Genomic DNA, 18,899 nt, shown 5'->3' with positions numbered 1-18,899 from the left:
CGTCAAAAACTAGCTTGATGAATTTAATCTAATTAAATTCATCAACTAATTATTTACATTAATTATCCAAAATATGACGTGACTATATAATCAAAATATACTTCTGGCTAAAAAAACAGAAGCTATTTCTAGACAGTAACTTACTGAAAATAACTAAATAATAGGTTCAACACTACTACATAATCACTATTTTTGAGAACCCATAATCAGACTAACATCTAAGTGATGAAGGCATAGTAAAAGTAGTGTTTGGCAAGAACAAATACATACTTAGATGCATGAAACCTTAAATTTTGCTATCTTCATGTAAATTCGGTAATTACTTGGTTTTAACTAATTCATTACATATTTGACACTACATACCAGTACTATGTCTATTTTTTTTAGAAGCATTGTTTAAATATTCATATATATATCTAGTTTTTAAAGCTATATCAAAGTTTTCCGCAGCCTTGAATGAAAATAACCAAAATACGGGATAATTACCTGTCTTCTGGATTACAAATATAATAAGTATATAAAAATTTTATGAAGAAGGCTGTTGATATTTAAAGATTAAAAAAATACTATTAATATTTGGTTGGTTCAACACTATGCCATTTCAGCTACGCCGATAACTTTTATAGTTGAATATTATACGACTATATTATGTGCGTTTAAGTAGCTGGGTACAAATAAACATAATTATAATCAAATCACTGTACTAAAGCTTAAAGTTTATAAAAAACAAGCCTTTGACTTTTAATTATTTATTTCCCATTAACGTTTAATTGTGCCTATATATTGAATAATTTTGTAATTTTTGGTCTGAGAGGATATTTTAAAAGTCCAAGAAGGTATAAAACTGTCATTCTGTGTGGAGCAAAGCGCAAGGTACCCCGTAGGAGTACGGGACGCTTCGCTGTGTACCCAATACTTGTCGGTTAAGAAGAAAAGGGGAAAGTGGGTGGGGATAAGAGGCAGAGGAAAGCGGAAAGAAAAAACCTTTAACCCTTACCCTTTAACCCCTTCGGAGTGATACCTCCGGCACGCCTTAGGATGCCCAAAGGGCTGTAAGGCGAACGCCAGTCGCTCACGGGCAGGCAGAGACACTGCGTTGCAAAGACAGCGCTGTGGGCGGCTTTGCCGACTTGTTCGCGCAGCGTCTCCGCTAGGAGAAGCGACTGTCGTCGGGTTCCCCGCGTTGAAGCAAGTATCGTCGGCTTTGCCGACTTGTTCGCGCAGCGTCTCCGCCAGCAGAAACAACTGGTGTGGAAACCCCCTTGCGAGAGGCTCCGCCAACGCGCAGCGTCTCGTAGAGAAGACCGCGCTAGCTCACCTTTTTCCCTAAATCAAATTCCGAGTTAAAAATACTTAACCGAGTAGTATTGGCTGTGTACCCTGCGCTTGCTAGAGCATGACAATAGAAACCCTGTTAAAACATCCTCAGATAAACTTCTATTTACTGGCGGTTGAAGGTGCTAACTGAGATTGATGCTGTTATACCATTTCACGAAAATAACGTAGGAAAAATCACAAGTTTGACGTTGTACATTCCCACTTTCCCCTAGACTAAGGGCAGCAACTTTGTTCAAACTGGCTGAGGAAAGTAAACTTTGACTGAGACAAACAATTTAAGCTTGTCCCTCCAGAATGTCTCACGCAGGGAATTGCGAGATTTAGTACGAACTCAGCTGCAAATGCTGCTGGAAGTGGAGGATTTGCAGGGAGCAAAAGCGATTCTGGTACCTGTCCAACCTGCGGACATTGCCGAGGCAATTGAGGGTTTACCAGAAGCAATGCACGCTTTGGCTTTTCGCTTGCTTTCTAAGGATGAAGCAATTGAGGTTTATGAACATCTTGATTACAGCGTCCAAGAACGGCTAATTGAAGAACTGAGAAGTCAGGATGTGCGTGACATTGTAGATAAAATGTCGCCGGATGACCGAGCTAGGTTATTTGATGAATTACCGGCAAAAGTCGTTAATCGCCTGCTAGAACAACTGAGTCCAGCAGAACGCCAAGCTACGGCCCAGCTATTGGGTTATGAAGCTGATACAGCTGGGCGAATCATGACGCCAGAGGTAATGTCATTAAAAGAAAATTTTACGGCATCTCAAGCACTAGAGCGGATTCGCAACTTAGCTAATGCCAGTGAAATGATTTATTACCTTTACATTACTGATGCGGAAAGGCATTTGACGGGGATTCTATCACTGCGTGAGTTGGTAACGGCTCAACCGGAGCAAACTATCGGCGAAATTATGACGCGTGATGTGGTGTTTATCCACACTGATACAGATCAAGAAGAAGTTGCAAGATTAATTCAAAGATATGATTTTTTGGCTGTGCCTGTGGTAGACCGAGAACATCGTCTAGTGGGTATCGTCACTGTGGATGATGTCATCGATATTTTGCAACAAGAAACCACCGAAGATATCTATGCCTTGGGTGGAGGTGTGCAGTCGGGCGGTGACAACTACTTTCAGATGAATTTACTGGAAGTTGCTCGTAAACGAGTTGTGTGGTTGTTAGTTTTATTAATAACTAATACGATTACAGGCACAATTATTAAGTCACAAGAAGAGCTTTTGACAAAAGTGGTAGTGTTAACTGCATTCATCCCTTTGCTGACTGGTACTGGCGGTAACGTGGGTGCTCAGTCTTCCACAGTAGTGATTCGCGGGATGAATACTGATGAAATCCGATCGCTTGGAGCGTTACAGGTAATTGTGCGGGAAGCGATCGCCGGGGCGTTGCTGGGAGTTATGCTAGGTACGATCGCCACTGTGTGGGCTTACTTTTTACAAGGACAGTTAGAGGTAGCGATCGCTGTTGGCTCCAGTTTAGTAGCTATTTCTCTTTTAGCTTCTATTTCTGGTTCTGCCCTGCCGTTTTTATTTCGCTTCCTTCGCCTAGATCCTGCATTAATGTCAGCACCATTTATTACTACGGCTGTTGATGTAGTAGGCGTTTTAATTTACTTCAATTTGGCGCGGGTAATTTTGAAATTATGATTAGTCAAGGGTTAAAATTAATCACTCTGAACTTTTGACTATGGACTCCGCGCAGCGGTTTACAATTCTGATTCTGTATCTGGAGCAACGATTTCGCCAGTACCCAATTGTAGTATCAAGTCTTGGTCGGTAATCAGTTCGCTGAGTTCTTTCACTTGCAAATTCATTTCTTCACAAGCTTGCCTGAGTTCTCTTGCAAATTTGTTGAGATCATCACCATAGCCACATTGATAGGCAGCTGTTTCAATTCCCTGCTTAGCATTTGCTCTAGCACAATCCACTAATTCTGTGCCATGCAATGGTGTAGGAGATGCCATAGACTTAGTTGTTATTTCTTGTGTTTGCTGTTAGCCAGCTTACCAGTCTTTCAGCATTAATTCATCTCTCCAATGGATGACAATGGAGATATAATTAAGAGTAAAAGTGAGGAATTCAAAATGCAAATTTTGTAGTTCCTCACTCATAATTATTATTTATTTTGCTTAACCGTTAACTACTTCTCCACCATTAGGATGTAAGACCTGACCAGACATATAAGAAGCGTCATCAGAAGCTAAAAATACATAGCTGGGTGCTACTTCTTCAGGTTGTCCGGCTCTTTGCATTGGTACTTGTTTGCCGAAATTTTCAACTTTCTCTTCGGGAAAAGTTGCAGGAATTAAAGGTGTCCAAATCGGCCCCGGAGCCACAGCATTGACACGAATACCCTTTTCAATTAAATTCTGAGATAGGGAACGAGTAAAAGCAATGATCGCACCTTTTGTGGAAGAATAATCAAGTAGTTGCGGACTGCCTTTATAAGCTGTTACCGATGTTGTATTGATGATAGAACTGCCTTCTTGCATGTGCTTGAGTGCAGCTTTGGTTAAGAAAAACATAGAGAAAATATTAGTGCGGAAAGTTCGCTCTAACTGCTTTTCGCTGATATCTTCAATACTTTCTTGCGGATGCTGTTCGGCAGCATTGTTGATCAGAATATCGAGTTTGCCAAACTCATTCACTGTTTGTTGTACAGCTTGCTGACAAAAGCTTTCATCGCCAATGTCACCTGCTATGAGTATTGCACGACGCCCTTGTTTTTCTACCAAATCTTTTGTTTCTTTAGCGTCATCATGTTCGTTAAGATAAAGAATCCCCAGATCTGCACCTTCTTTGGCAAATGCGATCGCCACGGCACGACCAATACCACTATCTCCACCCGTAATCAATGCTACTTTGCCTTTTAATTTGTCACTTCCCCGGTACTGAGAATCGTCGGCTTTAGGTTTTGGCGTCATTTCTGATTCAACGCCTGGTAATTCTTGACTTTGTGGTGGTTGTAATGTTTGTTCTGCCATAAGACTATTCCAATAGTAAAAAAGAACCGATAATTGACAAATGCCCAAAAGTAAACCTTGGATCAATTCAACCCAAGGTTTACTTTTTGCTTTGGCTCCCACTTGCCATTTGCAACTTTGGGTGTTTCCACCCTAGATACCTACTAAACGTACTAATTACTGCAAACTGTACGTGAATTTGGTTATTTATCCTCACTCCAGACACCCATTTTTACTCTGACCACGAAAACAAGTACACAACTTTCTGAACGATGAAGGATTTCTCCTTTTCATCTGTTTTTAAGTTAGCTATAAATACTGCTGAAGTTTATCGCTCTCTAGATGGAACTCAAGCTCAAATTTGCTCAACCTTAAGATGTAAAATAAGTTAAGAAAAATTATGTCATTTGAAATATAAAGTATGTTTTTTATCTTTTATGTAAGCCTGTTTTTAGGTGATAAGCAATATAAACTTTAACCTTCCCAGTTATAGGTTCAAAAATAGCTTAATTATGCTATTTCCGTTAAGATTAATTCAGGTGTATATATTCTGAGAACCTTACAGCACGTTGCCGCCAAGATTCTCTGGAATACCTACATCAACGAATTTAGTGTTAGGCATAAGTGTATTTAATTGGTAAATTCGCATACTAGTATTCTGGACTTAAGGGGGTTTCCATTATTTGATATTCAACGTTTGGGACTGTTTAAGCGATCGCTAAATCTATAGTTTTGTCTTTTGCTTAGAAGCGGAGACAAATTTTACAAAAAGATACACTCTCAAGGTTGAATATTAACACTTCTAAATTGGGGTTTGGGACATAACAGAGTAGTAAAGCAGTGTTGTAATTAGGATGGGAAAAGGCTATGACAACAATTAATCTTTCAGAATTAGAGCAGTGTGATCAGTTTCGCCATTTGCAATTAACTTTGCGCGAACGCTGGAAAACTATCGAGTTATTTGACAATAGCGAGGCAGATATTTTAGTTGTTCCCTCCTTAAGTATCGACCAGCGCGAACTCCAAAAAATCGCAGGTTGTGAACATTATGAAGAACGATTACTATTTTCCTTAATGCGCTTACGGAATCCCCGAACTAGGCTAATTTATGTGACATCAGTACCACTGCATCCCAGTATTATTGAATACTATTTACAACTTTTACCTGGAATTCCCTTTTCTCATGCTCGCAATCGCTTGCTGTTACTTTCTACTTATGATTCCTCTCTTAAACCCCTAAGTCAAAAGATTTTAGAACGTCCGCGTTTACTAGAGCGAATTCGTCAAGCTTTGAGGCTGGAAAAATCATTTATGATCTGCTACAATTCAGCGTCATGGGAAGGTGAATTATCTGTAAAATTGAGTGTACCACTTTACGCAGCTGCACCAGATTTGCAGATTTGGGGTAGTAAAAGTGGAAGTCGGCAGATTTTTGCTGAAAGCGGAGTACCACATCCAGATGGCAGTAAAAAGGTTTGGAATTCCGCAGATTTAGCAGAAGTTACAGCTGATTTATGGGAACGCCAACCGACATTACAACGAATAGTAGTAAAGCTCAACGAAGGCATTTCTGGAGAAGGAAATGCGCTGCTAGACCTGAGACCAATTGCAAGTGTAGCACCAGAGCAATGTGATCATGCTCAAAGGGTAGCAACAATTAGCGATCGCTTCTCAACTCTGCGCTTTCAAGCCAAACAAGAGACTTGGGAGAATTTTTCGGGGCGAATCTCGGAATTAGGCGCAATTGCTGAAGCATTTGTAGAAGGGGAAATCAAGCGATCGCCCAGCGTCCAAGGACGAATCACACCCACTGGCGAAGTGGAAATCCTTTCAACCCACGACCAAATTCTCGGAGGCCCAGACGGTCAAATTTATCTTGGTTGTCGATTCCCTGCTGATGAAAGCTATCGGTTGCAATTACAGCAATTGGGGTTAAAAGTTGGCAGAAAGCTTGCAGAGAAAGGCGCTTTAGAGCGATTTGGAGTAGATTTTATTACTGTTGATCAGGGTAATCGAGAGTGGGATATTCAGGCGATCGAAATTAATCTGCGTAAAGGCGGTACTACTCATCCTTTCATGACCCTGAAATTATTAACTAACGGTCGCTATGACCTGTCCACAGGTTTATTTTACAGTCAGCAAGGTCGTCCCAAATACTACATTGCCACCGACAATCTACAAAAAGACCGCTATCGCGGATTATTACCTAATGATTTGATGGATATCATCGCTCACCACAGACTGCATTTTGATAGTGGGACTGAGACAGGAACAGTGTTTCATCTCATGGGTTGTCTTTCCCAGTTTGGCAAATTGGGATTAACTAGTATCGGTGATTCCCCACAACAAGCAGAAGAAATTTATAACAAAGTCGTCAAAGTTTTGGATGAAGAAACTCGCAGCAACAATAAGGATTTACCCTTGTTCTCCGATTACGCCTTTCCCGTTACTTGGGATGGATATGAATAGACCTCTTGCAAAAATCCGAAAATTATTAGTGTCATTCTGACCAGAAGGTAGTGGAGGGTATCCCTACGCAAAAGCCAAGCTACGCCTTGGTTCCGCAGGAAGGAATCTCACTCCTATGTTTCGCTCCGCTCAACATGACAATTTGAGCATTAATGAATTTATTTACTTTATATTTTTTAACAAACAAGTCAAAAAAGTTAAGATATCAAAATCCTTAAAACATTTGTGTGTTTTCTGATTATTTTAGTTTTTTTGGATATTTTACTTTATCACTACGATATTCAAAGTACTTCTGAAAGTATCGAGACATAGCAAAAAGTAATCAAAACTTCCTAGGTCAACCTTTGTATGGGATGACTTGAAGTTTATATTGCTTAGTGAAATTTTTGTGCGAAATTAGTCTAAATTTCCTATTTTGTGGATTTAGTTTCATAACTAAACTACTTTGATAGCTTGCTAAAAATCGGAATAACTCAAGGACTGTTCAGCATAGCTAAGTAGGTAGACGTAATTAAATGTAAGATAAAACTTTTGTTAGTAGTGAGCGATTTATCGCTCTATACAAGGTTCTTAAGGGCTAGAGCCGCTTACTACAAGCTTTGCTTTAATTAAGCCCTTCTACTTACAAGTTTAAGGTATTTAGTTTCTCATCTGTAATTGAATCTAAGGAGTGTTCTAAATATGCCTCTTGCAAAACCTTGTTTAGCCGAATTTATCGGCACTTTTTGGCTTGTTTTGGGTGGCTGTGGTAGTGCTGTTTTAGCTGCCGCATACACGGCAGATGCCGCAAAAATCAGCGAGAGTACTTCTTTTCCATTGGGTATTGGATTAGTGGGCGTATCCCTAGCATTTGGACTTACTGTCCTTACAGGGGCTTATGCACTTGGTCATATTTCTGGTGGTCATTTTAACCCAGCTGTTTCTTTTGGACTGTGGGCAGGAAAGCGCTTTCCGGGTTCAGATCTACTACCTTATATTATCTCTCAAGTGCTTGGTGCATTTGTTGGTGCAGGTGTTATTTATCTAATTGCTAGCGGTAAAACTGGATTTGTCCTTAGTGGCTCTAATCCACTTGCTACTAATGGCTATGGTGCTCATTCTCCAGGTGGTTATACGCTGTTTGCTTGCCTGATCATTGAAATTGTGATGACTTTTATGTTTCTGCTAATTATTTTAGGTGTGACTGATCGCCGTGCTCCCCAGGGACTTGCACCACTTGCAATTGGTTTTAGACTAACCTTGATTCACCTAATTAGTATTCCTGTAACTAATACCTCTGTAAATCCTGCCCGCAGTACTGGAGTTGCTCTATTTGCAGGCGTAGAACTTTTTTCCCAAGTATGGCTGTTCTGGGTAGCTCCTATTCTTTGGAGCCATTTTAGCAGGATGGTTCTACTTGGCTGTATTTAGTGAATCGACAGTGGAAGAACCGCAGCAACTCAAGGAATTAGTCTAGTTGCAATGAAAAATTATCTTCTGATGAGGCTGCGATCGCTAACGCTCGTATGACATCCAAGGAAATTTGAGCATCAGCTTAAAAACTCAGTATTAAATATACCGAATTGTCGTAATTGTTGAGCGTCAAATAATTTGACGCTCAACAAAAAATATTTAAAAGCAGAGAAACGCTAAAATCAAGTCAGCCTTTGTATTGTAGCGGTTGTGTCCCACATCACTCAGAGTGCGGTTCACTGCATAAATCCTGACTGTCAACGTCCTTATCCTCAGCCTTGGGGAAACAAATTTTGTAATAGCTGTGGCGCACCGCTACAGCTGTTAGACCGCTATATCCCATTTCAGCCTTTAGGTTCAGGAGGATTTGCTCAAATTTACACGGTTTGGGATGAAAAAACTCAAACAGAGAAAGTGCTGAAAGTGCTGGTGGAAGATTCACTCAAAGCACAGGAATTGTTTACCCAAGAAGCTGCGGTTTTAAGTAGTTTGCAGCATCCTGGTGTCCCTCAAGTTGATGCTGATGGGTATTTTCAAATAAATTTATTCAGTCCCAAACAGCGCCGACTAGCTTGTTTGGTAATGGAAAAAATCAATGGGCAAACTTTAGAGGATATATTAAAAAGTTATCCTCAAGGGTGTCCTGAAGATTTGGTATTGAGCTGGTTTACCCAGGCAGTGAAGATTTTACAGGTATTGCACAAACGCCAGATTATTCACCGCGACATTAAACCTTCTAATTTGATGCTGGGTACTACTTCGCCAAATGTACCCCTAGTTCCAAGAACGGGTGGCGATGATCGCTTAGTGCTAATTGATTTTGGCGGCGCAAAACAATTTAGCACAGCAATGCTGCGTCGAGAGTCTAGTTCCACCCGGTTATTTTCTTCTGGCTACAGTCCACCGGAACAAATGACTGGGGGAAATGTCGGGCCAAGTGCTGATTTTTATGCCCTCGGTCGAACGATGATTGAATTACTAACGGGCAAATATCCGCCGCAGTTGGAAGATCCGCAAACTGGAGAGTTGCGCTGGCGTGTTGGAGTGAATGTCAAACCGCAACTAGCAGATTTGTTAGATGAGATGGTACGAGATGATGTGCGATCGCGTCCAGCAAATGCAGCTATTATTCAAAAACGTTTAGCGAAAATTTCTAAAGTATCACCACAGCAAGGGTTATTTTCCCAACTACGAGACACTGTTAAACAAACCTCAACGCAAGCATCCCAAAAATTTGCACTGCTAATACAAGCTGTTGAGCAAGCTTTTGCCGACTTTAATCGAACTGTCGGTAAAACTGCTCGTTTCACAGTGAAGACAATTTTTAAAGTTTTACAAGCTTGTCTAGCAACAATTTGGGCGATGATCCTGACTTGTATTGGCGCTTGTGTAGGTGCGATCGCTGGTTTTATTTTGGCGTATCGGACAAATTTGGGCAATCGTGTTGTGGAATTTATGGTTTATCAGCTAAATCAATTAGTTCCCAATATTCAACCTGACTTTGGGGCTGATATTCTGGTTTTCGTCGCGGCGGGTGTGGGAACGGCTTGGGGACTAACGCTGTCGGGGTGTTTTGGCCAACGGCGGCGATTCTTGGTGGCGTCGCTGATGGCTATGATTAGCTATGGCTTTGGGTGGTTGGTTTTGCAATTAATCACGCCAAAAGATAGCGGCGAGGGCTTGGTGGCATTTATTCTAGTGGCAGTTTGCCTACTGACTTTGAGTCTAGGTCTTCGCAGCCATCATATAGTTTATGCTGTGGTTGCTTCCTTTGGTACTGCGATCGCCTTTGCAATTTCAATTCTTTTAAGGTTGACACCGCCTATCTGGCATTTTTCAAGTCAGCCTGGTTGGTCGGAGTTATGGCTACCTTTAGCGTTTTTTGGTTTTGTAGGTGTCTTCTTGAGTTTCTGGTTGGGGGTAAGTTACTACTTAATTGTGCCTGGGTTGCGTCTTTTGAGATGGCGTTAATCACATATCCAAAAACAAGATCCCCCTAGTCGTTTTTCATTGAGCTAGGGGGATCACATATGTGGTAGTCTATAAAGAGTTCGGTATAACTGGCTATGCTCTGATTCTAAATCCTAATACTTTGTTTTGAGTAGTCTTATCATCAGAATTTATACTATTTTCATAGCTTCTTAATCAATGCTTCATGCCTACTGTTTGCTAGAAAACTCGTATATGTAAGGATGACAATAGGCAACATGTGTAACTAGTCATCCTTGAAAATATCTATAAAACTATGAAACTTAAGATTTTAGCTACCATCGCCCTGTTAGGTTGTTTGAGCTTTGCAGAGCAAGCCTTGGCATTAAACCAACAGGACTTGGATCAGTTGAAAGCCGCGAGTGCCTGTCCTCGATGCGATTTGAGCGGTGCTGACCTAACTCAACTGAACCTAACTGGTGCAAATTTGCGTGGAGCTAACTTGAGCGGTGCAACATTATCTCAAGTTAATCTGACGAATGCTGACCTGACTGGTGCGAATTTGGAAGCTGCGGTTTTGAATTCAGCAAATCTCAGTGGCGCTTCCTTGACAGGTGCAAATTTGAAATCAGCATCTCTAGAAAATGCAGATTTATCCTATGCTGGTTTCATTAGCGCTAATTTGGAAGCAGCCAACCTCAAGGGCGCAAGAGTGCAGTTCACTAATTTCCGGGGGGTAAACTTCCGACTGACAACGCTAGGTAACGGTGTGGTTACTTCTGACAAACCCTATTGGTGGTCGTTAGAGCGTACAATTCCCATAGAATGCAACAAATTTAAAGCCGAGAACGCTAGTAGAGGTACAACCTGCTACACCAAATAAGAAGTTTTAATGAAGTTATGATACCAGGCTTTGTTTAATAAGGCTTGCCCATGTATGGCAAAAGCATTTTATTTATTAACAGTTCTTTATCATGGGAAAAAAGCCTGTAGATTAATTGATCGATGCTTACCCGTATTCAAGACTTAGCAGTAAAACTAGCACCCCGCTTAATTGAAATTCGCCGCCACATTCACTCTCATCCAGAACTCAGTGGTCAGGAATACCAAACAGCAGCCTTTGTGGCTGGTGTTTTATCTTCCAGCGGTCTGCATGTACAAGAGGGAATTGGTAAAACGGGCGTCATTGGAGAACTACAAGGTACTAACCAAGATCACCGTTTGTTAGCGATTCGTACTGATATGGATGCGTTACCAATTCAAGAACGCGCCCGTTTAGAATATGCCTCTCGTGCAGAAGGTATTATGCACGCCTGTGGTCACGATGTCCACACTACAGTAGGCTTGGGAACGGCAATGGTGCTGTCCCAAGTAGCAGATGAGTTGGGTGGTAAAGTGCGGTTTTTATTTCAGCCAGCAGAGGAAATTGCTCAAGGAGCAAGCTGGATGGTAAAAGATGGAGCGATGGAAAATGTTTCAGCTGTATTAGGAATTCATGTTTTCCCTTCAATACCCGCAGGGTCTATTGGCGTGCGTTACGGTGCATTGACGGCGGCGGCTGATGATTTAGAGATTATCATTATTGGAGAATCGGGGCATGGAGCGCGTCCCCATGAGGCGATTGATGCAATTTGGATTGCTTCGCAAGTAATTACAATGCTGCAACAATCCATCAGCCGGACACAGAATCCCTTGCGTCCTGTAGTATTGAGCATCGGGCAGATTAGTGGTGGCAGAGCGCCGAATGTCATTGCTGATAAAGTGCGATTGTTGGGAACTGTGCGATCGCTCCATCCTGAAACCCGTGCTCATCTCCCTAACTGGATTGAAAACATTGTGGCTAATGTCTGCCATATCTATGGAGCAACTTATCAGGTTAATTATCGCCAAGGCGTGCCTAGCGTGCAAAATGATTATGCTCTCACACAACTTTTACAATCAGCTGCCGAAGAAGCTTGGAGTAGCGATCGCGTCCAAGTCTTACCTGAACCATCCCTAGGTGCTGAAGATTTTTCTGTTTATTTGGAACATGCTCCTGGTTCTATGTTTCGCTTAGGTGTAGGCTACAAAGATAGAATTATTAATTACCCATTACACCATCCCGAATTTGAAGTTGATGAATCTGCAATTATCACTGGGGTTGTGACTATGGCTTATGCTGCTTACAAGTACTGGCAGCAAGAGTAATATTTTTGTCTTTTGTTGTTGCTCACAAGTGATTTAGGACTGCTATGGTAGTAAAACCTCTTAGAGGTCTTTTTTTACTATTAAGTATTATCCAAAATCTCAAATCCAAAATCGATGGATCGACGATCTTTTTTACTAAGTACAAGTACACTGGCACTTTCGCAACTGCTTTTTAGCTGTAGTGGAAACAACCAGGCACAACTAAAAGTACGTTTATTAAAGGGTTCCATACCTGGTCAGGTAGTTAATCAATTTCAAAAAGGTTTACAGCAACAGGTACAGTTAAAGTTTGCTCCAGTTGAGCAGATACGGGATTTATTTCAGCAATTACAAAATTGGCAGCAGAAATCAAAAGCTACCGACCAAGAAATATGGAGCCGCTTTATACCGTTTAGGCAAAGTCAAAAAGTAGATGAAGCTGATTTAGTAACATTAGGAGATTACTGGCTAAAAGCAGCTATTGAGCAGAAACTCATTCAACCACTAGATGAAGTACAGAAAAATCAATTAAAACAGTGGTCTGTTTTAGATGAAAAGTGGAAAAGACTGGTAACACGCAACGACCAAGGCAATTTGGATGCTCAGGGAAAAGTTTGGGCTGCTCCCTACCGTTGGGGTAGTACGGTAATTGTTTATAACCGTGATAGGTTTCGAGACTTAGGATGGACGCCGAAAGATTGGCGTGATTTGTGGCGGGATGGATTGCGCGATCGCATTTCCTTACTAAATCAACCTAGAGAAGTGATTGGTCTGGTCTTAAAAAAGCTAGGGAAATCTTACAACACAGAGAATCTTGACCAAGTACCAGACTTGGAAAAAGAATTACAGACATTAAATCAACAAGTTAAGTTCTACAGTTCTAATAACTATCTAGAACCCTTAATCATTGGAGACACTTGGCTAGCAGTTGGTTGGTCAAGTGACGTGCTGCCAATTCTTGGACGTTATCCACAATTCGCAGCAGTTATTCCCCAGTCAGGAACAGCAATCTGGGCAGACTTGTGGGTACGTCCCACGGGTGTTGCTCAGGATACTTTATCATCCCAATGGATTGATTTTTGTTGGCAACCAGATATCGCTAGGCAAATTTCTCTGCTGACTAAAAGTAATTCACCAATTTCTACAAATATTGTCCCCTCTGACATTCAGAAGCCATTACGCAGTCTATTACAAAGCGATGTCTACGACGGGCTACGCCTACGCGAAGTTTTTGACAAAAGTGAATTTTTGCTTCCCTTATCCCCAGCAGCAGCAAAACAGTACGAGTCTTTATTCACCAAAATTAAAGCTTAATTAGACATTGAGCAGGGGGCAGGGGAGTAGGGGAGCAGTGGAGCAGGGGGGCACAAAAGTAGAGTTCAGAGGTGGATTCATCCGGTTCAAAGACTCGTTAATCCAGTTCAAAGGTGGATTCATCCAGTTCAAAGACTCGTTTCTACATCCCAAAATATATCTTCTCTGCCCCCCTGTCCCTCTCTACCCAACCTATAAAGAGCGCAGCAACCCTAACTTATTCTGAGCGTTCATCTGGATGCTACATAACGCTGGACTTGTATTAAAGTTACAGGTGTAGGTTGCTAACAGTTCTTGCTGATAATTGAAAACCCGAACGTTATAACCGTCCTTCCGAGCAACGCTACCCAAGCGATTTACAAAGTCGTAGCGCTCCAGATAGTCTAGTAAGCTCCAAATCTGCTGATTTACTATCAGGTCTGCTCTAGCAGGTTCTTCGGCGGAAGCAGAATATGCTATCCAGTTATCTAATAGCTTGTTCTCAGAGTTTTCTTTGGCCCACCATAAACTAGGAGTGGCTATTTTTTCTAGGTTAATGGTGTTAGCTGTAATCACATAGTCTTTTGGCTTAGTTAATAAATCTAGTTGCAGAGGTGCACTAGAAGGTGGTGGTACTGGGGTCTTTTGCGCTAGCGAGGGTGAGACTAATAAGGTTGTGAAACTAATAGTTAATAGTAGTGATAGCGGTGTCTGGCGACCAGTTGGTTTGTGTTTAAGCATAAGCTAATACCATTTTTGATGGTGGATGAATCTCCAATTCACTCATGAGTAATGGGTGATAGATTTTACCCATTACTAATAATCTATCTAAAATAATTACCGTTTTTATTTGGGCGTTGCTGAATCCAGGTATGAATTTATCTCACGCAGAGACGCAGCGGAAAGTCTGAGCGCCGGCTTCCGGCGAACAGACGCCACTTGCTTCAAGCCGGGGAACCCGTCCAACGCAGTGGCTCAACTTTTCAAGACAGAGGCGCAGAGAGTAAGAGTTTAAGATGTTAAGTTTTTAAATTTCATACTTCAATTCAGCAATGCCTTATTTGATCATGAGCGACACAATCTAAACTTTGATTGCAAAGATGCGAATTCGTCGATAGTCTGCTGTCCAAGTACCCTGTTGATACATTGTCGGCTTGAGATACTGCTCTACGACGTGGATTATGTGCGTTTGTTGCTCAGCAGACAGTCCTACTAACAAAGAGCTGGCAAACATCTGAATCCAGTTTGCTATACCTGCTTCTCCTGCTGCTAAAGGAGTTGGACGAGCAAACAAAGTAGCATAGATGACATCAAAGCCTTGTTGTTCTAGTCGAGTAGCATATTCGCCAACGCTGGGGAAATACCAAGGATTCACTACTTGTGCTTTGGGAATACTGATCGCTTCCAAAGCAGTGTATAAAGCTTTGGCGATCGCCTGCACATTTCCCTTACCACCGAATTCAGCGACAAAACGCCCACCTGGCTTTAGTGCTTGATGTATGGAAGCGATCGCCTGATCTGCTTCTTTCACCCAATGTAGTACAGCATTAGAGAATACAGCATCTAATAGCTGGTCTACGTGAAAGTTACTAGCGTCAGCAACATCAAAGCGCAGATGAGGATAGTTTTGTCTTGCCTTCTCAATCATTGCAGGTGCATGGTCAATTCCCATAACCTCAGCCCCAGCGATCGCAATTTTTTCTGTGAGTTGTCCAGTACCACAGCCGAGATCCAAAATCAATTCTCCCGGCTGGGGGTTGAGTAATTGCAGCAAGTCCTCGCCATACTGCCAGACAAAGGAGTGTTTATCTTCGTAAAGAGCAGTATTCCAATTATTAGGTAAGGAAATATTATTCATAGACAACTATGGTAATTTTTAATTGTATGCCTTTTTGCTTGCTGAATCTGCTGAAATCAGAAAGCAATTAGTGAGTATTACCAAGTAATTTGCTAAACTCTGAACCAGAGTCAGGAGCAAATCTGATGTTTCAAGCTTTACCAAAAACAATCACTTTTGAAGAATTTCTAAATTGGAAACCAGACGGCGGATGTTATGAACTACACGATGGGGTAATTGTTGAAATGCCCAGTAGGAGATCATGAAGAGATTAACGGTTTTTTAGCTAAAAAACTAAACGTAGAATTTGAACGGTTGAGTCTCCCCTACCTCATACCCAAGCAAGCACTAGTTAAAGTTCCTGACAAAGAGTCTGGTTATTCGCCTGATGTCATAGTCATAAATCAAAAAAATCTTTCATTAGAACCGATGTGGAAAAAGTCCTCAACGGTTACTCAAGCTGCATCTGTTCCCCTAGTTATTGAAGTCGTCAGTACTAATTGGAAAGATGATTATGCACACAAGCTGGTTGACTACGAAACTGTTGGCATTCCTGAATACTGGATTGTTGAGGACACTGCGTTGGACGGGTTCCCCGGCTTGAAGCAAGTGTCCGTTGACTATTTAGCTTTGGGTGGGAGACGGTACATAGGTAATCCTAAACGACCTACTATTTCCATCTACTATTTGGTGGATGATGAGTATCAAGTTAGCCAGTTTCGGGGAAGCGATGCCTACGGCGGTAAACAACGCATCGTATCGCCTACATTCCCAGAATTGAATTTGACCGCTGAACAGATTTTCCAAGCTGGGCGGTCGTAAAATGAGTAATGAGTTATGACTGCAACGCAGACACTCCCATAGGGCCGCGAGTTACGCCCAACTGATTTTGTAGCTTCAATTCTCGCCAAAGTTGGGAACCTGTAATCTCGCCTTGCAGTAATTGGCGATAGCAATGTATCGTTTTAGCCACTTGCTCAGCTGTCTCATTCACAAACTCGATGCGAAAGTGACCTAATCCCAAATCTCTGAGACGTTGTACGTACTCGGCTCCTGTTTGAGCAGTGCCGTTAAATACAGTATTCCGGCAACTTACATCTGCCTTGAGGACGTGTTCACTACCGACGCGATCTCTTAATTTCACTTCGTGCTTTTCACAAGGTCGTCCACAGTTGGTGTAATCTGTACCCGTCGATAGAAAGGTACAAAAAACACAATGCTCCATGTGAAACATTGGCATCTGTTGATGAATTGTCACCTCAAACCACTGAGGTGAACAACTGGTAAGTAAGTCTTCTAGTTGGGTGATATTCAGATCATAGGAAGCCGTTAGTCGTTCTAAGCCAAAGTGATGTTGAAAGTAGTCCGCCGTTAAGGGGTTGGAAACATTGAGCGAGAAATCTCCGATACAACGGTCTGCTGCAAAGAATTGCAGTTGGTCATAGTTTCGTACCAGATAGCCATCTGCTTCTGAGGCACGTACTTGTTGCAAAATCCAGTTTTCCCCAGGTTTGGTAATCCGGGGAGGCGCAACCCAGATAGTTTGATTAGCAATAGTTTGACCGTCGCGTACCATCTGCACAGCCTTTCTGTAAGCGCGGGGGTCTTCAAATTCACAATACAGCGTTTGGATTCCTGCTTGGAGGGCGGCTTGGAGTTGTTTGAGATTTCTGACTAGGACGATGAGTGAGGGGGAGTTAAGGAGTGGGGGAGTGGGGGAAGGAAGTAAATCTGCGAGGGAAGCGTTTAAAAATAATTGCCAGCGTTTGGGTTGACTTCGCAACTCTTCTAACTGCGTCACGATTTCCCGCCGCATTCGATTCAACTCACTTACGGGCAGCATAACAGTACCGTTGAGGTGATTGCTTAAGGTTCCCAAACAGAAGGGGGTATTACCAAGACGACCCAACTGTTCTTGTAAACGGTCTGTAGTTAAGGGTTTGGTGTGCGCCTCTACAAGTGAAATTGCAGACTCTACCTGTACGATATTACCGAGATCATCACGAGCGATCGCAATCAACGGCTGACCAACTTCTCCATAAACCTCCAGGTGAATGGGACGCTGAAACTGCGGATTTTCTCCAGCAAAACTCTGACGCAATTGCTTATCAAGTTCTGGGTCATTGGTTTTCCAAACCTTATCGCCCACATGCACCCGACGCAGGTTTAAGTCATGCCGACCAAAGGTTAGCATAGCTTCTTTGCCCTTCTGCACCACCGCGTAGACTCGGCCTCCTTCTTCCTTAGCTTCTGGATGACCGTAGTCAAAAACAATTCCATCCCCTGGCTTAACTGGTGCTTCTAGTCTGAGTGTTACTTGTTCATTGTGGATGCGAGTGACTTTACCCAAGTAAACTCCACGCTTTTTACCAAAGTGGGCATGAACCAATTCTTGATTATTAATCCCGCCAAACCAGCCTGTATATAGTCCGCGAGAAAATGCCATTTCTAAGTTATGTCGTTCCTGGGAAGTTGAGGAGGAGATGGGCAAATGGGGGAGTTTCGTTGTTGGCGTACCCTTGTCCTTTTCCAATTGCACCATCACACGATCAAGCGCTTCTCGATAAACACGTATGACATTGGCAACATACTCTGGGGCTTTCAGACGACCTTCAATTTTGAGGCAAGTTACTCCTGACTTGACTAAATCTGGCAGTACTTCTAGCCCAGCTAGGTCTTGAGGACTAAGTAAGTATTTGCGATCGCCTAAATTTACAACTTCCCCATCAGTAATTAACTCGTAGGGCATTCGGCAAGCTTGGGCACATTCACCTCTGTTAGCAGAACGTCCGCCTAAAGCTTCACTTGTCAAACATTGACCGGAATAAGCAACGCACAAAGCACCGTGAACAAATACCTCTAAAGGTAGCGAAGCATCCTGTTGAGTGATCTGCTGTTGAATTTTATTAATTTCTTTAAGTGAACATTCACGCGCCAGCACCACCAATTGACAGCCAAGAGACTTGGCAAATTCTACCCCAGCAGCGCTGGTGATCGTCATCTGGGTTGAGGCATGGATAGGAAAATCGGGCGAGATGTGACGGATAAGACGGCATATACCCACATCTTGGACAATCACCGCATCGACACCTGCGGCAATAATTGTACGGAGATATTGCTGTGCTGCTGCTAGTTCTTTAGGGAAGATTAGTGTATTGAGGGTAACGTAGCCCTTGACGCCCCGGAGGTGCAGGAATGCCATCAATTGGGGTAAGTCCGCCTCAGTAAAATTTTGCGCCCGCATTCGGGCATTAAACCGATCCAAGCCGAAGTAGATCGCATCTGCCCCATTTTCCACAGCAGCTTTAGCACAGTCCCAATTACCTGCTGGCGCGAGTAGTTCAGGACGTTGAAGAGAGGGCAGGGAATGGAGGCGATCGCTTTTCATCAGTCTAAGGGTTAAGTAGCACCATAGTGATTTTATCGAAGTTGGTGGGAGAT

General features: G+C 42.4%; 12 protein-coding genes and 2 pseudogenes. 9 read left to right on the top strand and 5 right to left on the bottom strand.

Features of this window, described 5'->3' with window-relative positions; all coding sequences use genetic code 11:
* Positions 1-1,122 precede the first annotated feature (1,122 nt).
* Both HCR01_RS00865 and mgtE read left to right on the top strand, forming a co-directional pair.
* Complete coding sequence (locus tag HCR01_RS00865) at positions 1,123-1,347, top strand: hypothetical protein (protein WP_193193625.1); 225 nt, start codon at positions 1,123-1,125, stop codon at positions 1,345-1,347.
* 248 nt (positions 1,348-1,595) lie between these two features.
* Entirely contained in the window at positions 1,596-2,996 is a 1,401-nt protein-coding gene (gene mgtE, locus HCR01_RS00860; RefSeq protein ID WP_193193623.1) for a magnesium transporter, read from the top strand.
* A gap of 59 nt (positions 2,997-3,055) precedes the next feature.
* Here the strand turns inward: mgtE and HCR01_RS00855 are convergent, their stop codons facing one another.
* Positions 3,056-3,313 (bottom strand): hypothetical protein, encoded by a 258-nt coding sequence (locus HCR01_RS00855; protein ID WP_193193621.1) that lies wholly within the window; start codon positions 3,311-3,313, stop codon positions 3,056-3,058.
* Between the two features lie 165 nt (positions 3,314-3,478).
* Positions 3,479-4,333 (bottom strand): SDR family oxidoreductase, encoded by an 855-nt coding sequence (locus HCR01_RS00850; RefSeq protein ID WP_193193618.1) that lies wholly within the window; start codon positions 4,331-4,333, stop codon positions 3,479-3,481.
* Between the two features lie 846 nt (positions 4,334-5,179).
* Here HCR01_RS00850 and HCR01_RS00845 point away from each other — a divergent pair.
* The 6 genes and pseudogenes from HCR01_RS00845 to HCR01_RS00820 all read left to right on the top strand — a co-directional run bounded on the left by HCR01_RS00845 (position 5,180) and on the right by HCR01_RS00820 (position 13,642).
* Complete coding sequence (locus HCR01_RS00845) at positions 5,180-6,781, top strand: peptide ligase PGM1-related protein (RefSeq protein ID WP_193193616.1); 1,602 nt, start codon at positions 5,180-5,182, stop codon at positions 6,779-6,781.
* Between the two features lie 681 nt (positions 6,782-7,462).
* A pseudogene (aqpZ, locus tag HCR01_RS00840) lies at positions 7,463-8,237 on the top strand (aquaporin Z).
* 206 nt (positions 8,238-8,443) lie between these two features.
* A complete protein-coding gene (locus HCR01_RS00835; protein ID WP_193193614.1) occupies positions 8,444-10,204 on the top strand; it encodes a serine/threonine protein kinase in 1,761 nt (586 codons plus the stop codon).
* 274 nt (positions 10,205-10,478) lie between these two features.
* Entirely contained in the window at positions 10,479-11,045 is a 567-nt protein-coding gene (locus HCR01_RS00830; protein ID WP_193193612.1) for a pentapeptide repeat-containing protein, read from the top strand.
* Between the two features lie 122 nt (positions 11,046-11,167).
* Positions 11,168-12,349, top strand: coding sequence for a M20 family metallopeptidase (locus HCR01_RS00825; protein ID WP_193193611.1), 1,182 nt, complete (start codon positions 11,168-11,170; stop codon positions 12,347-12,349).
* A 114-nt stretch (positions 12,350-12,463) separates the two neighbouring features.
* Complete coding sequence (locus HCR01_RS00820) at positions 12,464-13,642, top strand: extracellular solute-binding protein (protein ID WP_193193609.1); 1,179 nt, start codon at positions 12,464-12,466, stop codon at positions 13,640-13,642.
* Between the two features lie 192 nt (positions 13,643-13,834).
* Here HCR01_RS00820 and HCR01_RS00815 read toward each other — a convergent pair whose 3' ends face one another.
* Complete coding sequence (locus HCR01_RS00815) at positions 13,835-14,362, bottom strand: hypothetical protein (RefSeq protein ID WP_193193607.1); 528 nt, start codon at positions 14,360-14,362, stop codon at positions 13,835-13,837.
* 340 nt (positions 14,363-14,702) lie between these two features.
* Positions 14,703-15,479 (bottom strand): class I SAM-dependent methyltransferase, encoded by a 777-nt coding sequence (locus HCR01_RS00810; protein WP_193193605.1) that lies wholly within the window; start codon positions 15,477-15,479, stop codon positions 14,703-14,705.
* A 125-nt stretch (positions 15,480-15,604) separates the two neighbouring features.
* On the opposite strand from HCR01_RS00810, the pseudogene HCR01_RS00805 reads away from it, so the two are divergent.
* Positions 15,605-16,280 (top strand): annotated as a pseudogene (locus HCR01_RS00805) (Uma2 family endonuclease).
* A 13-nt stretch (positions 16,281-16,293) separates the two neighbouring features.
* Here the strand turns inward: HCR01_RS00805 and HCR01_RS00800 are convergent.
* Complete coding sequence (locus HCR01_RS00800) at positions 16,294-18,846, bottom strand: U32 family peptidase (protein ID WP_193193602.1); 2,553 nt, start codon at positions 18,844-18,846, stop codon at positions 16,294-16,296.
* Between the last annotated feature and the right edge of the window lie 53 nt (positions 18,847-18,899).

Origin of the sequence: Nostoc sp. MG11 (genome assembly GCF_014904695.1) — a bacterium.
GTDB lineage: Bacteria > Cyanobacteriota > Cyanobacteriia > Cyanobacteriales > Nostocaceae > Komarekiella.
This window is presented reverse-complemented; position numbering and strand designations above follow the sequence as displayed.